Origin of the sequence: Duganella sp. CT11-25 (assembly GCF_047302815.1) — a bacterium.
Classification (GTDB): Bacteria; Pseudomonadota; Gammaproteobacteria; order Burkholderiales; family Burkholderiaceae_D; genus Rugamonas.
In genome coordinates this window covers 4,654,426-4,676,146 of sequence record NZ_JBKBFD010000001.1, presented here as the reverse complement: position 1 = coordinate 4,676,146, position 21,721 = coordinate 4,654,426, and the positions used below count along the sequence as shown (strand labels likewise).

The 21,721-nt window shown below is 62.8% G+C and carries 26 protein-coding genes and 1 tRNA gene; 16 read left to right on the top strand and 11 right to left on the bottom strand.

Annotated features, from left to right (window positions below; genetic code table 11):
- Positions 1-15: 15 nt before the first annotated feature.
- Both ACEN9F_RS20085 and gpmA read right to left on the bottom strand, forming a co-directional pair.
- On the bottom strand, positions 16-1,461 hold the full coding sequence (locus ACEN9F_RS20085; protein ID WP_413427119.1) for a murein hydrolase activator EnvC family protein: 1,446 nt from the start codon (positions 1,459-1,461) through the stop codon (positions 16-18).
- A 61-nt stretch (positions 1,462-1,522) separates the two neighbouring features.
- On the bottom strand, positions 1,523-2,269 hold the full coding sequence (gene gpmA, locus ACEN9F_RS20080; protein ID WP_413422646.1) for a 2,3-diphosphoglycerate-dependent phosphoglycerate mutase: 747 nt from the start codon (positions 2,267-2,269) through the stop codon (positions 1,523-1,525).
- Positions 2,270-2,377: 108 nt separating this feature from the next.
- Between gpmA and ACEN9F_RS20075 the strand changes: the two genes are divergently transcribed.
- The 5 genes from ACEN9F_RS20075 (at position 2,378) to ACEN9F_RS20055 (ending at position 5,305) form a co-directional block, all read left to right on the top strand.
- Positions 2,378-2,779 carry a rhodanese-like domain-containing protein gene (locus ACEN9F_RS20075; protein ID WP_413422644.1) on the top strand — a complete coding sequence of 134 codons (402 nt, stop codon included), beginning with the start codon at positions 2,378-2,380 and terminating at the stop codon, positions 2,777-2,779.
- Positions 2,780-2,794: 15 nt separating this feature from the next.
- Positions 2,795-3,055, top strand: a complete 261-nt coding sequence (gene grxC / locus ACEN9F_RS20070; protein ID WP_413422642.1) for a glutaredoxin 3 — start codon at positions 2,795-2,797, stop codon at positions 3,053-3,055.
- 156 nt (positions 3,056-3,211) lie between these two features.
- Positions 3,212-3,691, top strand: a complete 480-nt coding sequence (secB, locus tag ACEN9F_RS20065; RefSeq protein WP_413422640.1) for a protein-export chaperone SecB — start codon at positions 3,212-3,214, stop codon at positions 3,689-3,691.
- An 88-nt stretch (positions 3,692-3,779) separates the two neighbouring features.
- Entirely contained in the window at positions 3,780-4,223 is a 444-nt protein-coding gene (locus tag ACEN9F_RS20060; protein ID WP_413422638.1) for an SH3 domain-containing protein, read from the top strand.
- A 41-nt stretch (positions 4,224-4,264) separates the two neighbouring features.
- Positions 4,265-5,305, top strand: coding sequence for an NAD(P)H-dependent glycerol-3-phosphate dehydrogenase (locus ACEN9F_RS20055; protein WP_413422636.1), 1,041 nt, complete (start codon positions 4,265-4,267; stop codon positions 5,303-5,305).
- 105 nt (positions 5,306-5,410) lie between these two features.
- Here the strand turns inward: ACEN9F_RS20055 and ACEN9F_RS20050 are convergent, their stop codons facing one another.
- Genes ACEN9F_RS20050 through mscL form a run of 3 tightly spaced genes read right to left on the bottom strand, consistent with a single transcriptional unit; the run spans position 5,411 to position 7,754 of the window.
- The gene (locus tag ACEN9F_RS20050) at positions 5,411-6,100 is read right to left on the bottom strand and encodes a DUF2461 domain-containing protein (protein ID WP_413422634.1); all 690 of its coding nucleotides are present in this window, start codon (positions 6,098-6,100) and stop codon (positions 5,411-5,413) included.
- 14 nt (positions 6,101-6,114) lie between these two features.
- Positions 6,115-7,284, bottom strand: a complete 1,170-nt coding sequence (locus tag ACEN9F_RS20045) for a Do family serine endopeptidase (protein WP_413422632.1) — start codon at positions 7,282-7,284, stop codon at positions 6,115-6,117.
- Positions 7,285-7,319: 35 nt separating this feature from the next.
- Positions 7,320-7,754 carry a large conductance mechanosensitive channel protein MscL gene (gene mscL / locus ACEN9F_RS20040; protein ID WP_413422630.1) on the bottom strand — a complete coding sequence of 145 codons (435 nt, stop codon included), beginning with the start codon at positions 7,752-7,754 and terminating at the stop codon, positions 7,320-7,322.
- Positions 7,755-8,102: 348 nt separating this feature from the next.
- Between mscL and petA the strand changes: the two genes are divergently transcribed.
- From petA to ACEN9F_RS20000, 8 genes are all read left to right on the top strand, one after another.
- Positions 8,103-8,711: a ubiquinol-cytochrome c reductase iron-sulfur subunit gene (gene petA, locus ACEN9F_RS20035; protein WP_413422628.1), complete on the top strand. Its 609-nt coding sequence runs from the start codon at positions 8,103-8,105 to the stop codon at positions 8,709-8,711.
- 3 nt (positions 8,712-8,714) lie between these two features.
- Positions 8,715-10,127: a cytochrome b gene (locus tag ACEN9F_RS20030; protein ID WP_413422626.1), complete on the top strand. Its 1,413-nt coding sequence runs from the start codon at positions 8,715-8,717 to the stop codon at positions 10,125-10,127.
- A 35-nt stretch (positions 10,128-10,162) separates the two neighbouring features.
- Positions 10,163-10,927, top strand: coding sequence for a cytochrome c1 (locus ACEN9F_RS20025; protein ID WP_413422624.1), 765 nt, complete (start codon positions 10,163-10,165; stop codon positions 10,925-10,927).
- Positions 10,928-11,041: 114 nt separating this feature from the next.
- Positions 11,042-11,653, top strand: a complete 612-nt coding sequence (locus ACEN9F_RS20020; protein WP_017877976.1) for a glutathione S-transferase N-terminal domain-containing protein — start codon at positions 11,042-11,044, stop codon at positions 11,651-11,653.
- Positions 11,654-11,746: 93 nt separating this feature from the next.
- The gene (locus tag ACEN9F_RS20015) at positions 11,747-12,244 is read left to right on the top strand and encodes a ClpXP protease specificity-enhancing factor (protein ID WP_413422622.1); all 498 of its coding nucleotides are present in this window, start codon (positions 11,747-11,749) and stop codon (positions 12,242-12,244) included.
- A gap of 26 nt (positions 12,245-12,270) precedes the next feature.
- A tRNA-Thr gene (locus tag ACEN9F_RS20010) sits at positions 12,271-12,346 on the top strand.
- A 276-nt stretch (positions 12,347-12,622) separates the two neighbouring features.
- Positions 12,623-12,793, top strand: coding sequence for a hypothetical protein (locus ACEN9F_RS20005; RefSeq protein ID WP_413422620.1), 171 nt, complete (start codon positions 12,623-12,625; stop codon positions 12,791-12,793).
- A gap of 143 nt (positions 12,794-12,936) precedes the next feature.
- A complete protein-coding gene (locus ACEN9F_RS20000; RefSeq protein ID WP_413422619.1) occupies positions 12,937-13,821 on the top strand; it encodes a dienelactone hydrolase family protein in 885 nt (294 codons plus the stop codon).
- 9 nt (positions 13,822-13,830) lie between these two features.
- Here ACEN9F_RS20000 and ACEN9F_RS19995 read toward each other — a convergent pair whose 3' ends face one another.
- From ACEN9F_RS19995 to ACEN9F_RS19985, 3 genes are all read right to left on the bottom strand, one after another.
- The gene (locus tag ACEN9F_RS19995) at positions 13,831-14,559 is read right to left on the bottom strand and encodes a substrate-binding periplasmic protein (RefSeq protein WP_413422617.1); all 729 of its coding nucleotides are present in this window, start codon (positions 14,557-14,559) and stop codon (positions 13,831-13,833) included.
- A gap of 103 nt (positions 14,560-14,662) precedes the next feature.
- Positions 14,663-15,655 (bottom strand): alpha/beta fold hydrolase, encoded by a 993-nt coding sequence (locus tag ACEN9F_RS19990; RefSeq protein WP_413422615.1) that lies wholly within the window; start codon positions 15,653-15,655, stop codon positions 14,663-14,665.
- 163 nt (positions 15,656-15,818) lie between these two features.
- Positions 15,819-16,811 (bottom strand): alpha/beta fold hydrolase, encoded by a 993-nt coding sequence (locus ACEN9F_RS19985; protein WP_413422613.1) that lies wholly within the window; start codon positions 16,809-16,811, stop codon positions 15,819-15,821.
- A 152-nt stretch (positions 16,812-16,963) separates the two neighbouring features.
- Between ACEN9F_RS19985 and ACEN9F_RS19980 the strand changes: the two genes are divergently transcribed.
- The 3 genes from ACEN9F_RS19980 to ACEN9F_RS19970 all read left to right on the top strand — a co-directional run bounded on the left by ACEN9F_RS19980 (position 16,964) and on the right by ACEN9F_RS19970 (position 18,974).
- Positions 16,964-17,866 carry a LysR family transcriptional regulator gene (locus tag ACEN9F_RS19980; RefSeq protein ID WP_413422611.1) on the top strand — a complete coding sequence of 301 codons (903 nt, stop codon included), beginning with the start codon at positions 16,964-16,966 and terminating at the stop codon, positions 17,864-17,866.
- 122 nt (positions 17,867-17,988) lie between these two features.
- Positions 17,989-18,180 (top strand): hypothetical protein, encoded by a 192-nt coding sequence (locus tag ACEN9F_RS19975; protein WP_413422609.1) that lies wholly within the window; start codon positions 17,989-17,991, stop codon positions 18,178-18,180.
- 23 nt (positions 18,181-18,203) lie between these two features.
- Positions 18,204-18,974 carry a head GIN domain-containing protein gene (locus ACEN9F_RS19970; protein WP_413422607.1) on the top strand — a complete coding sequence of 257 codons (771 nt, stop codon included), beginning with the start codon at positions 18,204-18,206 and terminating at the stop codon, positions 18,972-18,974.
- A gap of 92 nt (positions 18,975-19,066) precedes the next feature.
- On the opposite strand, the gene ACEN9F_RS19965 is transcribed toward ACEN9F_RS19970, so the two are convergent.
- From ACEN9F_RS19965 to ACEN9F_RS19955, 3 genes are read right to left on the bottom strand one after another with little or no spacing between them, the layout of a single operon-like run.
- Positions 19,067-19,771 carry a LytR C-terminal domain-containing protein gene (locus ACEN9F_RS19965; RefSeq protein ID WP_413422605.1) on the bottom strand — a complete coding sequence of 235 codons (705 nt, stop codon included), beginning with the start codon at positions 19,769-19,771 and terminating at the stop codon, positions 19,067-19,069.
- Positions 19,772-19,780: 9 nt separating this feature from the next.
- The gene (locus ACEN9F_RS19960; protein WP_413422603.1) at positions 19,781-20,719 is read right to left on the bottom strand and encodes a type II secretion system F family protein; all 939 of its coding nucleotides are present in this window, start codon (positions 20,717-20,719) and stop codon (positions 19,781-19,783) included.
- A gap of 24 nt (positions 20,720-20,743) precedes the next feature.
- The gene (locus ACEN9F_RS19955; RefSeq protein ID WP_413422601.1) at positions 20,744-21,721 is read right to left on the bottom strand and encodes a type II secretion system F family protein; all 978 of its coding nucleotides are present in this window, start codon (positions 21,719-21,721) and stop codon (positions 20,744-20,746) included.

Here is a 21,721-nt window from a genome sequence, read left to right as displayed (position 1 = left end):
TTTTTTCCGCAAACCTTAAAACTTGACCCAGCCAGCCGGATCGAATGCTGTGCCCTGATGGCGAAGTTCAAAGTATAGCCCCGATTCCTCGTTGCCGCCGCTGTTACCTGCGCTGGCAATCGGATCGCCGGCCTTGACGATATCGCCGGCCCGCTTGAGCAGCGACTGGTTATAGCCGTAAATGCTCATGTACTGGCCGCCGTGATCGACGATGATCAGGTTGCCGAAGCCGCGCAGCCAGTCGGCGAACACCACCCTGCCGCCGGCCACGGCACGCACGTCGGCGCCTTCGGCGGCCTTGATGAACAAGCCCTTCCAGGTCGGGCCGTCGCCGCGCTTGGCGCCGAACTTGGCCGCCACCTTGCCGGCGACCGGCGGCCGCAGCTGGCCCTTGAGGCTGGCGAAGGCGCCGGCCGGCGCGGCCGGGGCAAGGGCGATGTCGGCCGCCTTGGCGGCCGGCTGGCTTGGTTCCTCGACCGGCTTGGCCGCCACTTTCGGCTCGTCGGCGTCGATCGGATCGAGCTTGACCGGGGCCGGCGGCTGCGTCGGCTGGGCCGGCTTGATGGTGCCGGACTTGCCGGCGTTGGCCTTGGCCAGGCGCTGGCGCTCGGCTTCCGCCGCGGCCTTGGCGTCGGCCTTGGCGCGGGCCAGCGCGCGCGCTTCGGCGTCCGCCTTGGCCTTGGCCTCGGCGCGGGCCGCGGCCAATTGTTCCTGGCGTTTCTTCTCGGCGGCGGCAGCGGCGGCCTGTTCGGCGATCAGCTTGTTCAGCTTGTCGACCAGGCCGGTGATGCGCTGCTCGTCGCGCTCGACGTTGCCCGCTTCCTTGCGCTGGGCCACCAGTTTCTTCGACAAGGTGGTCAGCAGCGCGGCGCGGCGGGTCTTTTCCTGTTCCAGCCTGGATTTTTGCTGCAGTTGTTCCTGCGCGATTTCTTCCAGTTCATCCTTGGCGTTCTGCGCTTCGGCCTGGTTCACTTCCACCGCCTTCAGGTTGGCGCGCAAGGCGTCCAGCAGGCGCGCCTGCGCCTGCGACACATAGGCCATCATCTGCAGATCGCGGTTGATGCGGTTGGGGTTGTCCCCGGACAGCAGCAGCTTGATGCGGTCTTCATTGCCGGCCACGTACTGCTCGCGCAATAGCTGGGCCAGTTGCTGCTTTTGCTGGGCGACCGTGGCCGCCAGCCGGTCGTGCTCGACCGACAGCTGTTGCAGCTTGGTATTGGTATCGCCCTGCTCCTGCGACAGGTCGCGCAGCGCGCGGTTGGCGTCCGAAATCGCCTGTTCGGACTCGGCCAACGTGTCGGCCGCGTCGTCCTTGGCGCTTTCGGTCTTGCTGATGTCGCGCTTGAGCGCACTGAGCTTTTGCTGCAAGCCGGCGCGCTCGACCTCGGCCGCCGCTTTCTGCTTGCTGCGCTCGGTGGTCTTGCCGAACGGCGCGGCCTGCGCCGCCGCCAGCGTCACCATCAACAGCAGCGCAGTTGCCACACCTGCGCCGCCCCACTTACGGAATGAAGAATGCGACAAATTACTTGGCCTTGCCCTGGTTGGCGACCGCTGCCTGGGCGGCGGCGATGGCATCGGCGTCGCCGAGGTAGTAGTGGCGGATCGGCTTCAGGTTCTCGTCCAGCTCGTAGACCAGCGGCTGGCCGTTCGGGATGTTGAGGCCGACGATGTCGTTGTCGCTGATGCCGTCGAGCATCTTGATCACCGCGCGCAGGCTGTTGCCGTGGGCCGAGATGATGATTTTCTTACCGGCGCGGATGGCCGGGGCGATTTCCTCATCCCAGGCCGGCATCACGCGGGCCACGGTGTCTTTCAGGCATTCGGTCAGCGGGATCTGGTCCTTGGACAGGCCGGCGTAGCGCGGATCGTTGAACGAGGCGCGGTCGTCGCTCGCGTCCAGCGGCGGCGGCGGCGTGTCGTAGCTGCGGCGCCATACCAGCACCTGCTCGTCGCCGTACTTGGCGGCGGTCTCCGCCTTGTCCAGGCCCTGCAGCGCGCCGTAGTGGCGTTCGTTCAGGCGCCAGTCGTTCTTGATCGGCAGGTACATCATATCCATCTCGTCCAGCGCCAGCCACAGCGTGCGTACGGCGCGCTTCAGCACCGAGGTGTAGGCCAGGTCGAAGGTATAGCCGGACTCTTTCAGCACCTTGCCGGCCGCCTTGGCCTCGGCGACACCCTTTTCGGTCAGGTCGACGTCGGTCCAACCGGTAAAGCGGTTCGAGAGGTTCCAGGTGGACTCGCCATGGCGCATGAATACGATTTTATACATGTGAACTATCTTCAATAAAGGAGTGGACGGGACGGAAAACCGATGCTTTAAGAACTCTTCCAGCTTCTATTTTATAATGCGCGGATTGACTTAAACCATTGGAACCCTGTGAAATTCTTCATCGACAATATTTTACTCATCGCCATCGTGCTGATTTCGGGCGGCGCCCTGCTGTGGCCGGCCCTGACCCGGCGCGGCAAAAACGCGACCCCGCAGGACGTGACGATGTTGATAAACCGCAGCAAAGCCACCATTGTAGATGTACGCGATGCGAAGGAGTTTGCGGAGGGTCACTTGCCGGAAGCAAAGAATATCCCCCTGGCCGAGCTCGACAAGCGCATCGGCGAACTGGACAAGTTCAAGAGCAAGAGCGTGGTTGTGGTGTGCAAGAGCGGCGCGCGCGCCTCGTCGGCAGCGGCCAAGCTGGCCAAGGCCGGCTTCGCGGACGTAGTCAATCTGGACGGTGGTATTGCCGCATGGCAAAAAGCCGGCCTGCCATTGGCAAAATAAGAGGAAGGAAACAAGATGACTACCGAAGTGATCATGTATACCACCGCCGTATGCCCGTACTGCATCCGCGCCGAGCGCCTGCTGGAAGCCAAGGGCGTCACCGGTCTGAAGAAGATCCGGGTCGACCTGGATCCGGAGCAGCGCATGCTGATGATGCAAAAGACCGGCCGCCGCACCGTGCCGCAGATCTATATCGGCGAGACCCATGTCGGCGGTTTCGACGATCTGTATGCGCTGGATCAAGCTGGCGGTTTGTCGCCCTTGTTAAATGGCTAACGGCCCTCAAATACAACGCGCGGGCGGAAATCCTTTGAAACCATAATGGTTTTGATACAATTGCCCTCGCGTTTGATTTGAGCTGTCTTTCAAGCCATACCAAAACATCATTTGAGCGGCGCGTGCCGCTCGTTTTCACTATAACGAAAGCGTTCCATGTCTGAAGAAAACCTGCAACCAGTATTCCAAATCCAACGCGTCTACCTGAAAGACATGTCGCTGGAACAACCGAACTCGCCAGCAATCTTCCTGGAACAGGAAGCCCCGACCATTGAAGTCGCGCTGGACGTCGGCGCCGAGCCACTGGCCGACGGCATCTTCGAGTCGACCGTCACCATCACCGTGACCGCCAAAGTCAAAGACAAAGTCGCTTTCCTGGTTGAAGGCAAGCAAGCCGGCATCTTCGAAGCACGCAACATCCCTGCGGACCAGCTGGATCCGCTGCTGGGTATCGGCTGCCCGAACATCGTCTACCCTTACCTGCGCGCCAACATTGCCGACGTGATCACCCGTGCCGGTTTCCCACCAGTGCACCTGGCTGAGATCAACTTCGAAGTGTTCTACCAGCAGCGCATGCAAGCGATCGCCGAAGCGGCCGCGGCAGCACCAGCCGCCGATGGCGCGACCACGCACTAAGATGGTCCACGCTGCCGGACTCCGCGTCCGGCAGCAGTTTCACCCGACACGCCGCGCCTCCGCGCGCTGTCCCTCAGCAAGGTAAGCAATGACTATTCCCCGTTTGATCGCTGGTCTGACCATGATGCTGGCCGCAGCCGCCAGCCAGGCGTTCGACTTCAAAACGGTAGGCGCCGCCCCCGTCATCCTGTATGACGCGCCCTCGACCAAGGGCGGCAAACTGTTCGTCGTCCCGCGCGGCGCGCCGCTGGAAGTGGTGCTGGCCTACGGCGAATGGCTCAAGGTGCGCGACGTCAGCGGCGAAGTGGCGTGGACCGAGGCCAAGGGCCTGAGCGCCAAGCGCAACGTCATCGTGCGCGTCGCCAACCTGAAAATCCGCGCCACGCCGGACGACGCCGCCGCCGCCGTGTTCAGCGTCGACAAGGGCGTGCTGCTGGAATTGAGCGAAGCGGCCGCCGGCGGCTGGATCAAGGTGCGTCATCGCGACGGCCTGGTCGGTTACGTCAAGAATTCCGAAGTCTGGGGCATATAATTGCCGTAGCGGCGCCTCCCCTCAGCGCCGAATGAGATCCCATGCAAGATAAAACCAGCAAACAGGCGGCCAGCGTCCGCAAGGTGAGCGTGCTCGGCGCAGGCGCCTGGGGCACCGCCGTAGCCATCGCCCTGGCCCAGCGCCACGACGTGCTGATGTGGGGCCGCAACAGCGCCGCCCTGCAGGCCATGGGCGTCGCGCGTGAAAACACCGACTACCTGCCCGGCTATCCGTTCCCGGCCGGCCTCGGCGTCGCGGCCGACTTCGACGCCGCGCTGGCCCACGTGGCCGGCGACGACGGCCTGCTGATCGCCGCCTGTCCGGTGGCGGGGCTGCGGCCGTTGCTGGAGCAGCTCAAGCCGCACGGCATCCGCCACGTGGTATGGCTGTGCAAGGGCTTTGAATACGGCACCGGCCTGCTGCCGCACCAGATCGTGCGCGAAGTGCTGGGCAGCGGCGTCGCCGGCGGCGCCTTGTCGGGACCGTCGTTCGCGCAGGAAGTGGCCAAGGGCCTGCCGTGCGCGCTGACCATCGCCTCGGACTCGGCGGCGCTGCGCGAATGCGTGGTCGCGGCGGTCCACGGCGGCAACATCCGCGTGTACTCCAGCGAAGACCTGGTCGGAGTCGAAGTCGGCGGCGCGGTCAAGAATGTGCTGGCGATCGCCACCGGCGTGGCCGACGGCCTCGGACTGGGTTTGAATGCGCGCGCCGCGCTGATCACGCGCGGCCTGGCGGAAATCACGCGCCTGGGCACGACGCTGGGCGGCCAGACCGAAACCTTCATGGGCCTGACCGGCATGGGCGACTTGATTTTGACGTGCACCGGCGACCTGTCGCGCAACCGCCGCGTCGGTCTCGGCCTGGCGCAAGGCAAGTCGCTGGATGTGGTGGTACAGGAACTGGGCCACGTGGCCGAAGGCGTACCGTGTTCGAAAGCGGTACGCGAACTGGCGGCCAAGCTCGGCGTCGACATGCCGATCACCAACGCGGTCGCCGGCGTCCTGTTCGACGGCGACCAGCCGCAAGCGATGGTCGCCCGCCTGCTCTCGCGCGACCCGCGCGACGAAAAAGCCAAGCGCTAAACTCCGGGGTCAGGTCCAAAACCCGGACACGGCCCCGGCAATAGCAGCCGATACGGACCAGCTCGTGTCCGGGTTCTGGACCTGACCCCGGATTATGACCGAGGATTACTCTTCGACGTCTTCTTCCTTGGCTTCGCGCATCCAGGTTACCAGCGGGTAGGCGTCTTTCAGCCCCTGGGCGATCATCGGTACCAGCAGCTCGGGCTTGTTCATCGGGACGTCGATCTCAGTCCAGACGAAGAAACTCTTCAGCTTGATGTATTCGATGTGCTCGTGCTCGGCATCGAAGCCTTTCGGTGGGCGCATCAGCTTGCCTTCGTTCTGGATGTCGCCGTAGGTCGCCTTCAATTTCTTGTTCTTCAGCACCTTGCTGAAGCCGGCCGCGTCGTCGACCATATGCTGGCGCAAGGCCTTCAGCCGGTGCGGCGGCGGCATGTATTCGCCGGCGCCGAACAGCAGCTTGCCGCTGCCGTCGATCTGCATGTAGTAGGTCGGCCCGCCGGCCTTGCTCGGGCGGCGCAGGTCGTTCGGCGCCACCGCCGCCGAGAAGCGCGTCTTGTACGGGCTCTTGTCGTGCGCGAAGCGCACGTCGCGGTTGATGCGGAACATCGCCTTCTTCGGATTGCAGAATTTGACCGCCGGATCGAACTTGCCCAGCTCGACGATCATCTCCGTCACCACTTGCAGGAATTCTTCGCGCAGGATGTCGTAGCGGGGCTTGTTCATGATGAACCAGGGACGGTTGTTGTTGTCCGCCAGTTCCTTGAGGAATTGCGTCAGGTCGCGCAGATGCATGTTTTGGGAAGTCCTTATTTGGCGCTGGCCGGACGCTTGCCGACCGTGATGTCCAGCGTGGTTTCGCGGCTCTTGCGCAAGACCGTCATTTTAGCTTTTCCGCCGGGAACGAGTTGGGCGATCAAATTCAGCATGCCGTTGGTGTCGGTGACCGGCTTGTCGTCGACCGACAGCAGGATGTCGCCCGGCTTCATGCCGCCCTTGTCGGCCGGGCCGTTGCGCACCACGCCGGCGATGATGGCGCCGCTTTGCCGCTTGAGCCCGAAGCTGCTGGCCAGCTCCGGCGTGATCTCCTGCGTCTCGACGCCGATCCAGCCGCGCACCACGTGGCCGGACTTGATGATGGCTTCCATCACCGACTTGGCGGTCGAGACCGGGATCGCGAAGCCGATGCCGACCGAGCCGCCGGTCTGCGAATAAATCGCCGAGTTGATGCCCAGCAGGTTGCCGCTGGCGTCCACCAGCGCGCCGCCGGAATTGCCGAAGTTGATCGCGGCGTCGGTCTGGATGAAGTTCTCGAAGTGGTTGATGTGCAGGTTGTTGCGCCCCAGCGCGGAGATGATGCCCATGGTCACCGTCTGGCCGACGCCGAAGGGGTTGCCGATGGCCAGCACGACGTCGCCCACCTGCGCCTGCTCGGCCTGGCCCAGCACGATCACCGGCAGCTTGTCCAAGGCGATCTTGATGACGGCGAGGTCGGTCTCGGGATCGGTACCGACCACCTTGGCGGCGGCCTTGCGGCCGTCGGCCAGCGCCACTTCGATGTCGTCGGCCGCCTCCACCACGTGGTTGTTGGTCAGGATGTAGCCTTGGGCCGAGACGATCACGCCCGAGCCCAGGCTGGCTTCCTCGTCGTCGCCCTCGCCGTCGCGGTCGCGGTCGCCGAAGAAGCGTTTAAAGAAGGGATCGCGCAGCAGCGGATGCTTGCCGCGCTTGGGTTTCTTGCTGGTGACGATGTTGACCACGGCCGGCATGGCGCGCCCGGCCGCCGCCCGGTAGGACCCGGACGCCGACACCGGCGGCTTGGCCGGGCCGGCCTCCAGCATCGCCGCCGGATGGTCGAGACTGCCCATCTGCTGGACGCGCACCGGCGCGCTCCGCTCCGGCGTCACCGCCGAGTAGACGAAATACAGTGCCAGTACGACGGTCACCGTTTGCGCAAACAATAACCAGAGTCGTCGCATAGCTTCCAGCCTGCCGCCCTAGAGGCGGCGTCCTATCATTTCTTGAGGGAGTCGCGGATTTCGCGCAGCAGCACGATGTCTTCCGGCGTCGGCGCCGGCGCGGCGGCGGCTTCCTCGGTTTCCTTGGTCGTGCGCAGCGTGCGCGCCTTGTTCATCAACCGCACCATCTGGAAAATCACAAAGGCCAGGATGACGAAGTTGAGCAGGATAGTAGCAAAATTACCGTAAGCGAATACGGCGCCCAGTTTTTTTGCTTCCACCAGGCTGAGGCCGGTCGCCTGGCCGTTCAGCGGCAGGTAGTAGTTGGCGAAATCCAGGCCGCCGAACAGTTTGCTGATCGGCGGCATGATGATGTCGGCCACCAGCGAATCGACGATCTTGCCGAAGGCGCCACCGATGATCACGCCGACGGCGAGATCGACCACATTGCCCTTCATTGCGAATTCTTTAAATTCTTGCATCATTGCCATTTTTTTATCCTCGCGGTGTGGTCAATTGTGAACAAAACTGCGTCTGGATCATACTATTTTTTCAATTAGATTCCAAACACGCTTGCCCTTTGCGCATTTGGACAGCGATTTACGTTATAAGTTTGACTTGCATCAATATTCATTGTCCATGCTTGCGTCTGCGCGCCCAAAATGGTGCGCAAACGGGCTGAATTGGGGTTACAGCAACGTTTTTGCTTTAATTCGTAACACGGTTACCTTATAATTTAAGGTTGCTAGAAGCTATATTCGTGCTTCAACAAGTTTTCAGTTTTCAGGTTTGTACACGGTTTTCAGATTTTGTTCGCACTTTGACTGATTGGGGTTTGTATGAGTAACGAAAAGCAGGTCGATTCCGGCCGCCGCGGATTGCTCGTCGCAACAGGCGCGGCGGGTGGTGTAGTGGGTCTGGCAACCGCCGGAGCGTTGGTAAGCACTTTCCAGCCGTCGGAGCGCGCGAAAGCCGCCGGCGCACCGGTAGAGGTGGATATTTCCACGCTCAATCCCGGCGAAATGAAAACCGTTGAGTGGCGCGGCAAGCCGGTCTGGATCATCAAGCGCACGCCGGAAATGGTGGAGTCGCTGAAGAAGACCGACGGCAAGGTGGCCGACGCCGACTCCAAGCGCAATCCCGAAGAATTCACACCCGAGTACGCCCGCAACGAATGGCGCTCGCGCAAACCTGAAATCCTCATCGCCGTCGGCATCTGTACCCACCTGGGCTGCTCGCCGTCGTCGAAATTCACCCCGGGCCCGCAGCCATCGCTGCCGGACGACTGGGAAGGCGGCTTCCTCTGCCCTTGCCATGGCTCGACCTTCGACATGGCCGGCCGCGTGTTCAAGAACAAGCCGGCGCCGGACAATCTGCAAGTCCCGCGTCATATGTACCTGAGCGATACCAAGCTGGTCATTGGTAAAGACGAGAAAGGCGAGGCGTAAATCATGGCGGCTTTCAAAGAGACAAAATTCCCCGCAGATGCACCAGCCGCACAAAAAGCCTTGGGCTGGGTCGATGACCGCTTCCCGCTGACCAAGCTGTGGAACGACCAATGGGGCAAGTACTACGCTCCGAAAAACTTCAATTTCTGGTACATCTTCGGCTCGCTGGCCATGCTGGTGCTGGTGCTGCAGATCGTCACTGGCATCTTCCTGACCATGCACTACAAGCCGGACGCCAACCTGGCCTTCGGTTCGGTCGAATACATCATGCGCGAAGTGCCATGGGGCTGGCTGGTGCGCTATATGCACTCGACCGGCGCCTCGGCCTTCTTCATCATCGTCTACCTGCACATGACGCGCGGCCTCTTGTACGGTTCCTACCGCAAGCCGCGCGAACTGATCTGGCTGTTCGGTTTCGCCATCTTCCTGTGCCTGATGGCCGAAGCGTTCTTCGGCTACCTGCTGCCATGGGGCCAGATGTCGTACTGGGGCGCGCAGGTGATCGTCAACCTGTTCGGCGCGATTCCGCTGATCGGACCTGACCTGTCGCTGTGGATCCGCGGCGACTACGTGGTGTCCGACGCCACCCTGAACCGCTTCTTCGCCTTCCACGTGATCGCCATCCCGCTGGTGCTGCTGGGTCTGGTGGCCGCCCACCTGATCGCGCTGCACGAAGTCGGTTCGAGCAACCCGGACGGCATTGAAGTGAAGGACAACCTGGGCGCCGACGGCCACCCGGTCGATTCCATCCCTTCGCACCCTTATTACACGGTGCACGACCTGTTCGGCGTGTCGGTGTTCCTGCTGATCTTCAGCACCGTGGTGTTCTTCGCCCCGGAAATGGGCGGCTACTTCCTCGAGTACAACAACTTCCTGCCGGGCGATTCGCTGAAGACCCCGCTGCACATCGCGCCGACCTGGTACTTCACCGCGTTCTACTCGGTGCTGCGCGCCACCACGGCCGACTTCATGTGGGTGCTGATGTTCTTCGTCGCCGCCTATGTGGTGTTCGTGTGGCTGAAATCGCAACTGCCGCGCCTGGTCAAGATCGCCATCGCCGTCATCGCGCTGGTGGCCATCGTCGGCATGCTGCCGCAGATCCTCGACGCCAAGTTCTGGGGCGTGGTGTTCTTCGGCGGCTCGGTGGTGATCCTGGCCTTCCTGCCATGGCTGGACAAGTCGCCGGTCAAGTCGATCCGCTACCGTCCGGACTGGCACAAATATGTGTACGCCGTGTTCTTCATCTCGTTCCTGACGCTGGGCTACCTCGGCACGCTGGCGCCGACCGACACGCGCACCATCGTCTCGCAAGTCTGCACCCTGCTGTACTTTAGCTTCTTCCTGTTCATGCCGTGGTGGAGCGCCATGGGCACGTTCAAGAAGGTCCCTGACCGCGTTGTGTTCCACGCGCACTGATCGACGACCCGGCTAAAGTACATAAAGGACACGACATGAATTTTGCTAAGAAACTCCTCGCTACCCTGGCATTGTTGCCGGGCCTGGCCCTGGCCAACGAAGGCGGCGTCGCGCTCGACAAGGCGCCGGACCGCTCGAACAACATGGCCGCGCTGCAGCATGGCGCCAAACTGTTCGTCAATTACTGCCTGAACTGCCATAATGCGTCCTCGATGCGCTACAACCGCCTGCGCGACCTGGGCCTGACGGAAGAGCAAATCAAATCCAACCTGCTGTTTACCGGCGAAAAGGTCGGCGAAATGATGACCACCACCATGAAAGCGAGCGATGCGAAAGCATGGTTCGGCGTGGTGCCACCGGATCTGTCGGTGATTTCGCGGGCCAAATCGTCGGGCGCCGGCACCGGCGGCGACTACCTGTATACTTACCTGCGGACTTTCTACAAGGACGACACCCGACCAACCGGCTGGAACAATCTGGTGGTCAACAATGTGGCGATGCCGCATGTGTTGTGGGAACTGCAGGGTGTACAAAAGGTCAAGATGGAAGAAGTGGCCGACCCGCACGAACATGGCAAGACGACGCACCAGTTTGCCGGCTTCGAGCAGGTGTCGCCGGGCAAGCTGAGCAAGTTGGAATATGAAACTGCGGTGGCCGACCTGGTCGGTTACATGGAGTGGATGGCGGAGCCTGCGGCGCAGACCCGCAAACAACTGGGCGTATGGGTCGTGCTGTTCCTGACCGTATTCGCCTTCCTGGCATGGCGCCTCAACGCGTCGTTCTGGAAAGAAGTGAAATAATAGAGAGCGCCGGCTGGCCGGCGCTTGTTTTGCGATGCCCGCGCTGGCGGGCGATCGATCCGGGGTGATCCGTTTTCGGGTTCACCCCCTTTGTTCTTCTAAGGAACTATAAAAATGATGGTTCTCTACTCGGGTACGACCTGCCCATTCTCGCAACGCTGCCGCCTGGTCCTGTTTGAAAAAGGCATGGACTTTGAAGTGCGCGATGTCGACTTGTTCAACAAGCCGGAAGATATCTCGACCATGAATCCGTATGGTCAGGTGCCGATCCTGGTCGAACGCGAATTGATTTTGTACGAATCGAATATCATCAATGAGTACATCGACGAACGTTTCCCGCATCCACAGCTGATGCCGGCCGACCCGCTGATGCGCGCCCGCGCGCGCCTGATGCTGTTCAACTTTGAAAAAGAGTTGTTCGTTCACGTGCACGTGCTGGAAAGCGAACGCGCCAAGGGCAACGACAAGAGCCACGACAAGGCTCGCGCGGAAATCCGCGACCGCCTGACCACGCTCGCACCGCTGTTCCTGAAGAACAAGTACATGCTGGGCGATGAATTCTCGATGCTGGACGTGGCCGTCGCGCCGCTGCTGTGGCGCCTGGACCACTACGGCATCGAACTGTCGAAGACCGCGGCCCCGCTGATGAAATACGCCGAGCGCATCTTCTCGCGCCCAGCGTACATCGAAGCGCTGACGCCGTCGGAAAAAGTGATGCGCCGCTAATCGCGGACGCAGCTCGTCTTACTTGAAGTGTAGCGGCGCGTTTGCCGGCCTTGACTGGCGGCGCGCCGTGTTCTACAGCAGCCCTGGAATACCATGTCCGAAATCTCAACCAAGCCCTACATGCTGCGCGCCATCTACGAATGGTGCACCGATAGCGGCTACACGCCCTACCTCGCCGTCAAGGTCGACGCCTCGACCACGGTGCCGATGGAATACGTCAAGAAGGGCGAAATCGTCCTCAACATCAGTTTCGGCGCCACCTCCGGCCTGAAGATGGACAACGACAGCATCCGCTTCCACGCCCGCTTCGGCGGCGTCTCGCGCGAAATCTACGTCCCGGTCAACAACGTCATGGCGATCTACGCCAACGAAAACGGCCAGGGGATGGCGTTCGAACCGCAGGTCGGTGGCCCGGCCGAAGCGCCGCCGCAAGCGGACGAAACCAGCGCCCCGGCGCCGGTGCTGTCGGCTGTTCCGGCAGCGCCGCCGCCGGCGCTGGCAGAGGCGAAAACCGAGGCGCCAGGCGCCCCGGACGACGATAGCGACCCGCCCAAAAAGGGCGGCCGCCCAACCCTTACGCGAATTAAATAGCGTATAATTCGCCCCGTACAAGTTTCGCCGACTTAGCTCATTTGGTAGAGCAGTTGATTTGTAATCATCAGGTGGCCAGTTCGAAACCGGCAGTCGGCACCAGCAACATCGCTCTCAAAGCCCAGCCCTCACCGGCTGGGCTTTTTTGCTATTCAGGGTGGCGCTTTAATGACGGACGATAGCCGCCGCATGCGATTCGATAGCAATATGCAATCACTCGAATATCGCTATCTGATATATTCGGTTGGAACTGTGCTTTGCGCTCCGACCCCGCGCACCTCGCCACAGCACCATCACCCAGCCCCGTGCCCCTCTTGTCCGCGAAGCGGAAATTATTCTGATACACGGCTCAGTATGCTACTACGAACGAATCTAGATATGGCCCAAACCGTCGAAAACGGCTTAGTGGTGGATGAAGTGCACGGCTCTGCATCGGCTTGGAAGTACCTTGCCGAGCACGGGGTGCCGACGCAGGTGATTTTGCGTATTCTGGTCTCCCAGGCCCGCCGGCGACAAACCGACCCCATCTACTCAACGAACCCGCGCTGAGAAATAGAAGCGGACAGGCGGCGCGGCGTCCGGTATGTCGAAATCACGCTTGGATATGCATAAATATTCCGCGCGGCTGCGCGGCGGTAAGAGAATCTCTGCGCTACACTGGGCTACCCATTACCAGCCCATGGAGCCGAGACATGACCCGCAAGACCGCCGCCGATTTTGATCCGGAAGTATTGAAGCTGTTCGACCAGTACGTGCATGGCGGCATCACGCGCCGCGATTTCCTGGCGTCCGCGGCACGCTACGCCGTGGGCGGCGCCACCGCCGCCAGCCTGCTCGGCGCGCTGAGCCCGAGCTTTGCGGCGCCGCTGGTCACGCCGGAAGACAAGCGCATCAAGGCGCGTTTCGTCGAACTGCCTTCGCCGCAAGGCAACGGCACGGTGCGCGGCTACCTGGTCTCTCCCGCCGACGCAAAGGGCAAGCTGCCGCTGGTGCTCGTGGTGCACGAGAACCGTGGCCTGAATCCCCACATCGAAGACATCGCGCGCCGACTGGCGCTGGATGGTTTCATCGCCTTCGCACCGGACGCGCTGCATACGCTCGGCGGCTATCCGGGCGACGAGGACAAGGCGCGCGCCTTGTTCGGCAAACTGGACCAGGCCAAGACACGCGCCGACTTCGTCGCCTCCGCGCAGTGGCTGAAGCAGCTACCTGAGGGGAATGGCAAATTCGGCGTGGTCGGCTTCTGCTTCGGCGGCGGCATCTCCAACTACCTTGCCACGCAGCTGCCGGACCTGGCGGCGGCCGTGCCGTTCTATGGCTCGCAGCCTCCGGCTGCGGACGTGCCTAAAATCAAAGCGCACCTGCTGATACACGACGCCGGCAAAGACGAACGCATCCGCGCCGGCTGGCCAGCTTACGAGACGGCGTTGAAAGCAGCCGGCACGTCCTACCAGTACCACGTCTATCCTGACGTCGAGCACGGCTTCAACAACGACACCACGCCGCGCTACGACGCCGCCGCCGCCAAACTGGCATGGCAGCGCACGACGGACTTCTTCCGCGCCAGGTTAGCTTAGGCCGGAACGCTATTCATACTTCGCGGCGTTGCGCTGCCACTCGGGATCGTCCTTCAGCTTGCGCAGCACCGGGGCGATCTTGTTGTAGATGGCGGTCTTGGAGTGGGGCACCAGGAAGCGCCGCTCGGTTTGCCGCGACGGCAGTTCGTGCAATTGGAATTGCCCCTTCAGCGCATGCACCTTCATGTAGTAGCGCACGATGGATTCGGCGGCGGCCACGCTGTCGACCCGATGCAGCCGCAGCTTCTCCAGGTTGTGCTCGTCGCTGATGGCGTCGCTGCGGACCAGGCCCTGCCTGCGTATCCAGTCGTCCAGGTCGGGATAGCTATAACCCAGCACCATGCCCAGCGAGCGGCCGGACAGCGCGCCCGGCACCGAGGCGCTGTAGGCCTGGCCGGGCGGCAGCACGACCACGTAGCGGTCCAGCGCAAACGGCGCGGTCCACAAATATTTTTTCTGCGCGACGTCGTCAAACCAGTGCGGCATCATGCCGATGACGATGCCGTCCAAGCCGCCGCTTTCAACCTGCAGCTGCAGCCGCTTGCGTGGCAGGTAAATCAACTTGAAACTAAGGTTGTCCAGCTTTTGCCGGTTCAGGTATTCGACCATGTCGGCGTAGATGCCGCGCCCATCGTCAAGCAACAGTGGCGCCACACGCGCGCTGGTGTAGACGTTGACCACTTCGCCCCGGGCCGCCCCGTGGAGTGCGCCGGCATACAACATTATGAAGATAACCATCAGCCTGTTCATGCGCGACTCCGTTTCACTACCGCAGAGTATAACGCTGCTCGAATGCACGGATGCGTGAAAAGGGCCCGCAAATTTTGCGGGCCCTTTTGCTTTAGGACTTGGCGAACGCCAGGAAGTCGGCGTTGAACTTGTCCTTGTGCGTATCGGTCAGGCCGTGCGGCGCACCTGGGTAGATGATCAGCTTGGCGTGCTTGACGATGGCGGCCGAGGCTTTGCCCGCCGCATCGATCGGCACGATCTGGTCGTCGTCACCGTGGATGATCAGGGTCGGCTTATCGAATTTTTTCAAGTCGTCGCGGAAGTCGGTTTCCGAGAAGGCCTTGATCGAGTCATAGGTGTTTTTATGACCGCCCTGCATGCCCTGTGCATACCACGCCTGGATGATGCCTTGCGACGGCTTGGCGCCCGGCCGGTTGTAGTTGTAGAACGGACCGGAGGCGATGTCCAGGTAGAGCTGCGCGCGGTTGGCGACCGAGCCGGCGCGGATGCCGTCGAACACTTCAATCGGCAGGCCGCCTGGATTGTCGGCGGTTTTCAGCATCAGCGGCGGCACCGCCGAGATCAGGCCCAGCTTGGCGATGCGCTTGGTGCCGTGGCGACCCACATAGCGCGCCACCTCGCCGCCGCCGGTCGAGAAGCCGGCCAGGATGATGTTCTTCAGGTCCAGCGCTTCGATCAGCTGCGCCAGGTCGTCGGCGTAGTGGTCCATGTCGTTGCCATCCCACGGCTGGCTCGAACGGCCATGGCCGCGACGGTCGTGGGTGATGACGCGGAAGCCGTTGTTCGCCAGATGGAAGGCTGCCGATTCCCAGCTGTCGGCATTCAGCGGCCAGCCGTGGCTCAGGATGACCGGTTGGCCTGTGCGCGGACCCCAATCCTTATAGTAGATCTCGACGCCGTCGCGGGTGGTGATGGTGCTGGCGGTCTTGGCGACCGCGCCGCCGCGAATCGCTGGCGCGGCTTGCACGCTGCCGCTGGACAATGCTGCCAGTGGTACGGCGACGGCTGCTACTGCGGCGGTGGCGCCACCGAACAGGGCGGAACGACGGGAGATGCTGACTTGGTCTTGGGTATCTTTGCTCATGATGGACTCCGTATTTAGTAGATAACGATTTAGTAGCGAACTATGTTTTTACAGCTTCCGGGGCGGTTGATTGCTGCCCATGTGCTCAATATATATCGCGCACTATTCAATAGCAAGCTATTTTTTAAGATTTTTATGGACCGCCCGGAAGCGGCCCGGTGTTTCAGGATTTGGCAAAGGCCAGGAAGTCGGCGTTGAACTTCTCCTTGTGCGTGTCGGTCAGGCCGTGCGGCGCGCCCGGATAGATGATCAGCTTGGCGTGCTGGACGATCTTGGCCGAGGCTTTGCCCGCCGCATCGATCGGCACGATCTGGTCGTCGTCACCGTGGATGATCAGGGTCGGCTTGTCGAATTTTTTCAAGTCGTCGCGGAAGTCGGTTTCCGAGAAGGCCTTGATCGAGTCATAGGTGTTTTTATGACCGCCCTGCATGCCCTGTGCATACCACGCCTGGATGATGCCTTGCAACGGCTTGGCGCCCGGACGGTTGTAGTTGTAGAACGGACCGGAGGCGATGTCCAGGTAGAGCTGCGCGCGGTTGGCGACCGAGCCGGCGCGGATGCCGTCGAACACTTCAATCGGCAGGCCGCCTGGATTGTCGGCGGTTTTCAGCATCAGCGGCGGCACCGCCGAGATCAGGCCCAGCTTGGCGATGCGCTTGGTGCCGTGGCGGCCCACATAGCGCGCCACCTCGCCGCCGCCGGTCGAGAAGCCGGCCAGGATGATGTTCTTCAGGTCCAGCGCTTCGATCAGCTGCGCCAGGTCGTCGGCGTAGTGGTCCATGTCGTTGCCATCCCAGGGCTGGCTCGAACGGCCGTGGCCGCGACGGTCGTGGGTGATGACGCGGAAGCCGTTGTTCGCCAGATGGAAGGCTGCCGATTCCCAGCTGTCGGCATTCAGCGGCCAGCCGTGGCTCAGGATGACCGGTTGGCCGGTGCGCGGACCCCAATCCTTATAGTAGATCTCGACGCCGTCGCGGGTGGTGATGGTGCTGGCGGTCTTGGCGACCGCGCCGCCGCGAATCGCTGCTGCGGCTTGCGTCTCGCCGCTCAGGGCTGCAAGCGGCAGGACCACGGCGGCGGCGGCAGCGCCGGCGCTGCTGAACAGCGCGGTACGGCGGGACAGGTTGACGGTTTCGTTGGAGGTTGCGTTGTTCATGATGTTCTTCCTTTTAGTCGATGTATGGATAACCAGTGTTGTGCTACAGTCGTTTGTGACTGCGGCTGCGATGGAGTGAATCTTAGGCTTGCGATCACGTTTGTGGAACAGACACCCCTGCAAGACGACTTTGCAAATATGCAGACCCCCTCATGGCGACAAGCAACGACTTCGACTGGAACGACATCCCGCTGATCCTGGCGCTGGCCCGCAGCGGCAGCATGAGCGCCACCGGCCGCCAGTTGGGGGTGGACGCCTCCACCATCAGCCGCCGCATCGCCGCCGCCGAGAAGGCGCTCAAGCTGCGCCTGTTCATCCGCGATAACACCGGCTACCAGTTGACCGACGCCGGCCAGGTCTTCGTCGAACATGGCGAAGCGGTCTACGGCAACGTCCAGAGCATGCTGCAAGCCTCGTCGCAGGAGGCCGACGCCACCGCCGGTCCGGTCAACATCACCTCCATCGACTTCCTGTTCGACTACTGGCTGCTGGACCACGTTCCCGCGCTGCACGCCCAGCACCCGCATCTGCAGCTGACGCTGCAGGCGGAGAACCAGAACCTGTCCTTCACCCGCCGCGAGGCCGATTTCGCCCTGCGCCTGGGCAAGCCGGGCGAGGATGCGGCGCTGGTGATGCGCAAGCTGGGCGACCTGGGCTTCGCCGTCTATGGCCACGCCCAGTTCGCCGACACGCCGCGCGCCTGCTGGGGCACGCAACCGTGGATCGCCTATGACGACACGCTGGCCGGCACTGCGGAAATGCAATGGCTGGCGCAGATGGACCCGCAGCCGCGCAAAGTGCTCAAGGTGAACAGCCTGAGCACGATGGTGCGCGCCTGCCGCGCCGGTGTCGGCATGGCGCTGCTGCCCTGCCTGATGGGTCAGCAGGAGGGCCTGCAGCGCATCGGCGCCGGCGTCGAGGTGCAGCGCGATATCTGGCTGCTCAGCCACCGCGACGCCGGTTCAATCGCCCGCTTTAAAACCGTCTCCGCCTGGCTGTCGCAGCTCTACGCCAGCAACCAGGACCTGCTTTGCGGCGCGGCGCTCAGTCGCTAAACCCGCTAAATCGCATTCTGACCCCTCGTTTTTGCAGTTCGTCACATCCCGGTGGATGGACGGATAGCCCTTGTCTATAGTTCACTCAACGCAACGAACTATTCACCCACAAGGAGCTCAAAATGAACATCGCAAAAAACATGGAAGCCATCTTCGTAGCCGCTATCGTCATCGCCAGCGCTACCACCTTCGCCACCGCCGCCGTCCCTGCATACGTGGCGGCACCAGTCGCCGCCAAGGCGGACACCAGCAAGATGCCAGTGGTGACCGTCACCGCCAAGCGCCTGACCGCCGCTGAAAAAGCCGCACTGTAATCCCACCGACGACAACGGAGCGCATGATGAAAAACCACCTGAAGGCTGCGATGCTGGCCACGGTCCTGAGCTGCGGCGCACACGCCGCGCTGGCCGCCGATGTGATCAGCGAAAGCCGCAGCGTCGATGCGCGTGCCGTCAACATCGATCTGGATGGCGTCATCAGCCTCAAGGTCAAGCAAGGCGCCGTGGCATCACTGACGATCTACGGTGAAGCCGATGCGCTGAAAAAAGTGGTGATCGAACAAAGCGGCGAGACGCTGCACATCGGTACCACGAAAATGAACACCTTCAACTTCGGCAACAAGCGCGAACTGCGCGCCGAACTGACGCTGCCGAATCTGCGCGCGCTGGCATCGAGCGGCGTGGGCGCCACCGAAGTAAGCGGCTTCAAAGGCGACAATCTGCGCCTCGCCCTGGAAGGCGCGGGCTCGGTCAAGGTCAATGCGCAGTACCGCAACGTCGATGTGCGGCTGGGCGGCGTGGGCGGCATGACCGTCGATGCGGGCAGCAGCGACAACGTCGACCTGCACCTGAACGGCGCCGGCCGCATCGAGATGAGCGGCCAGACCAAGCAGCTGCACGCCAGCCTTGGCGGCGTGGGCAGCCTGGATGCGCAGCAGCTGCGCGCCGACACCATCGACGTCAACATGACCGGCCTGGGTAGCGCGTCCGTGTACGCCAAGAGCAGTGCCAATCTCAAATTAACCGGCCTGGGTTCAGCCACCGTGTACGGCAACCCGACCAATCGTAATGCCAGCGCCCGCGGCTTGGGCAGCGTGAGCTGGCAGTAAGGAATGCGCCGGCCCTGGCGGCCGGCTGCAGCAGGAAACACATGGGTGTGTTTTTACCGTCCGGGAGGATGATCTCCACTCGGACGGTTTTTTTATTTCAGATACCGCACGTCGTGCCCCAGCACGATGCGCATGTCGGCATAGGCCGGATTGCCGCGCAACCTATGCAGCGGCAGGCCAAGACGCTGTCCCAGTTGCCGCGCCATCGCGGTTTGTTCGCGCTGGTATTCGATGCGGCTGAGCGGCACGGTGAACGGGCGCACGTTGGTCAGCCGCACCGTCTTCAATCCATCGCCATCCAGCGAACGTGCCAGCCGAGCGGCGGCACCGGCAACGCCGTTGCCGTTGCTGATCTCCAGGCGGATGACGGCCGATCCCGGCGCGGCAGCCGGCGGCAATGGCGCCTGCGCGGCGCCGCTCGCCGGTATGCGCAGCACTTCCACCAGCGCCGCGCCGATCCGCCGCACCTGCGTGCGCGGCATGGCAGCGGCTTCGGCGACGCGCGCATCCTTCCGCTCCTCCTTTAGCTCCTCCTTCAACCGCGCGTAGTCGTCGCGGATGTCATGCGCGCGCAGCGTGGCCGCCTGCAGATACATGGTCGCCGCGCGTTCACGCTCGCCGCCGGCGGCCAGTACCGCCGCCAGCTGCTCCCAATTCGCCGGATCCAGCGGATCGCGCACACAGGTCCTTTCCAGCGCGGTGATATCCGCTTCGACCGGCGCCATGGCTGTCGTCTGCATGCCGCCGCACGCCATCAGCAGCGCGCCGGCGCATGCCGCGCCTAGTGTCTTTTTCATGCTGGCCTCCTAGTGTGGAATGACAGACGGCAGCACCATGCGGTAGATCTGTATCCCCGCAGGCCCGATCAGCACCAGCATCAGCGTCGGGAAAATGCAGAAGATCAGCGGGAAAAGCAGCTTCAGCGCGATCTTGGCCGCTGCCTCCTCGGCCAGCACGCTGCGCTTGCTGCGCAGGTTATCCGAATGCACCCGCAGCGAATCGCCCATGCTGGTGCCGAAGCGTTCCGACTGGATCAGCATCGCCACCAGCGTATCGACATCCTCGACGCCGCTGCGCAAGGCCAGGTTGCGCAAGGCGCGTTCCTTGGTGAAGCCGGCGCGCATCTCCATCAGCACCAGTTGCAGCTCCTGCGCCAGCGCCACGCTCTTGATATGGATCTCGCCGGCCACCTTGGCCAGCGCGCGCTCCAGGCTCAGGCCCGCTTCCACGCACACCGTCAGCAGGTCCAGCGCATCGGGGAAAGTTTCGAAGATCTCGCGGCAGCGCGCTTCGGCCTTGTGCGACAGGACGGCGTTCGGCAGGTAGTAGCCGATACCCGCCACCAGCAACAGCAAATACATGAAGCCCTTGTGCGACTGGTCCAGCGTGACCGCGCCGAACAACGCCAGCAGCGCCGGCAAACCCAGCGCCAGCAGCGTCTTGGCGGCGAAGTACAGCGACGGCGCCGACGCGCTGCGCCAGCCGGCGTTCATGAAACGGGTACGCAACGGCGAACGCTCCCAGCCCTCCTCCGGCAACGACAGGCGCGAGATCGGCTGCGCCGCGTGCGCCACCTTCTCGACCCAGCCGCCGGCGCCCGGATCGGAGTTGGCCGCAGTCGGCTCCACCACCTCGTTCAGGCGCTCGCGCAGCGCCACCGGGGCAAACGCCATCAGCGCCGCCACGGCGATGGCTGCGGCCACCAGAAAGACGATGGCCAGGAAGACGATCTGCGATCCGCTCATGTGTTTCTCCTGTCGCTGTCAAATTCAGATACGGATGCGTATCAGCTTGCGCATCCACAGCACGCCGCCACCGGCGATGGCCACCGCGTACCACATCAGCCGCACGCCGACGGGATCGGTCCACAGCACGCGCACGTAGGCAGGATTGGACAACGCCATCAGCGCCAGCACGCCCAGCGGCAGCAGGCCCAGTATCCAGGCCGACATGCGGCCCTCGGCGGACATCACCCGCACCTGCGCCAGCAACTTGAGGCGCGCGCGTATCAGCCGGCTGATGTTGCCGAAGACTTCGGCCAGGTTGCCGCCCGACTCGCGCTGGATCAGCACCGCGATCACCAGGTAACGCAGGTCGGTCAGCGGCACGCGCAGCGCCAGGTTGTGCAGCGCCTCGTTCATCGGCACGCCGTAGTTGACCTCCTCGTAGGCGAACTTGAATTCGCCGGCGATCGGCTCCGGCATCTCCTCGCCCACCATCTGCATCACGTTGGCGAAGGAATGGCCGGCGCGCAGTGCGCGGCCGAGAAAGTCCGCCGCCTCCGGCAGCTGTTCCTCCAGCTTGCGCAGGCGCGCGCGGCGCGCGCGCATCAGCATTATCAAGGGCAGCCCCCCCGCCAGCGCCAGTGTGCCGATGGCCGGCACCAGCGGCATGCCGGACATCCACGGCAGCAGCAGGCCAATCGCCAGCATCAGCAGCGTACCGCCGAGGAACTGCGCCACCGACCAGCGCACGCCCGCCTGCAGCAGCAGCCTGTCCAGCAGCGCCAGGCGGGCGATGCGGCGCAGCTGTTTTTCCAGCGCCGGGTTGCGGCTGTAGGTGCGGCGCTTGAGGATGTCGATCCGCTCGCTGCCGCCGTCGGCGCTGGCCGCCATCAAACGCAGCCGCTTGCCGATGCGTCGCGCGGCGCTGCCGTGTGCGCCCGACCACCACAGCCAGGCGCCTTCGATCATCAGGATCACGGCGGCGAACAGGAACACCGTAAATGCGGTGAAGATGACATCCAT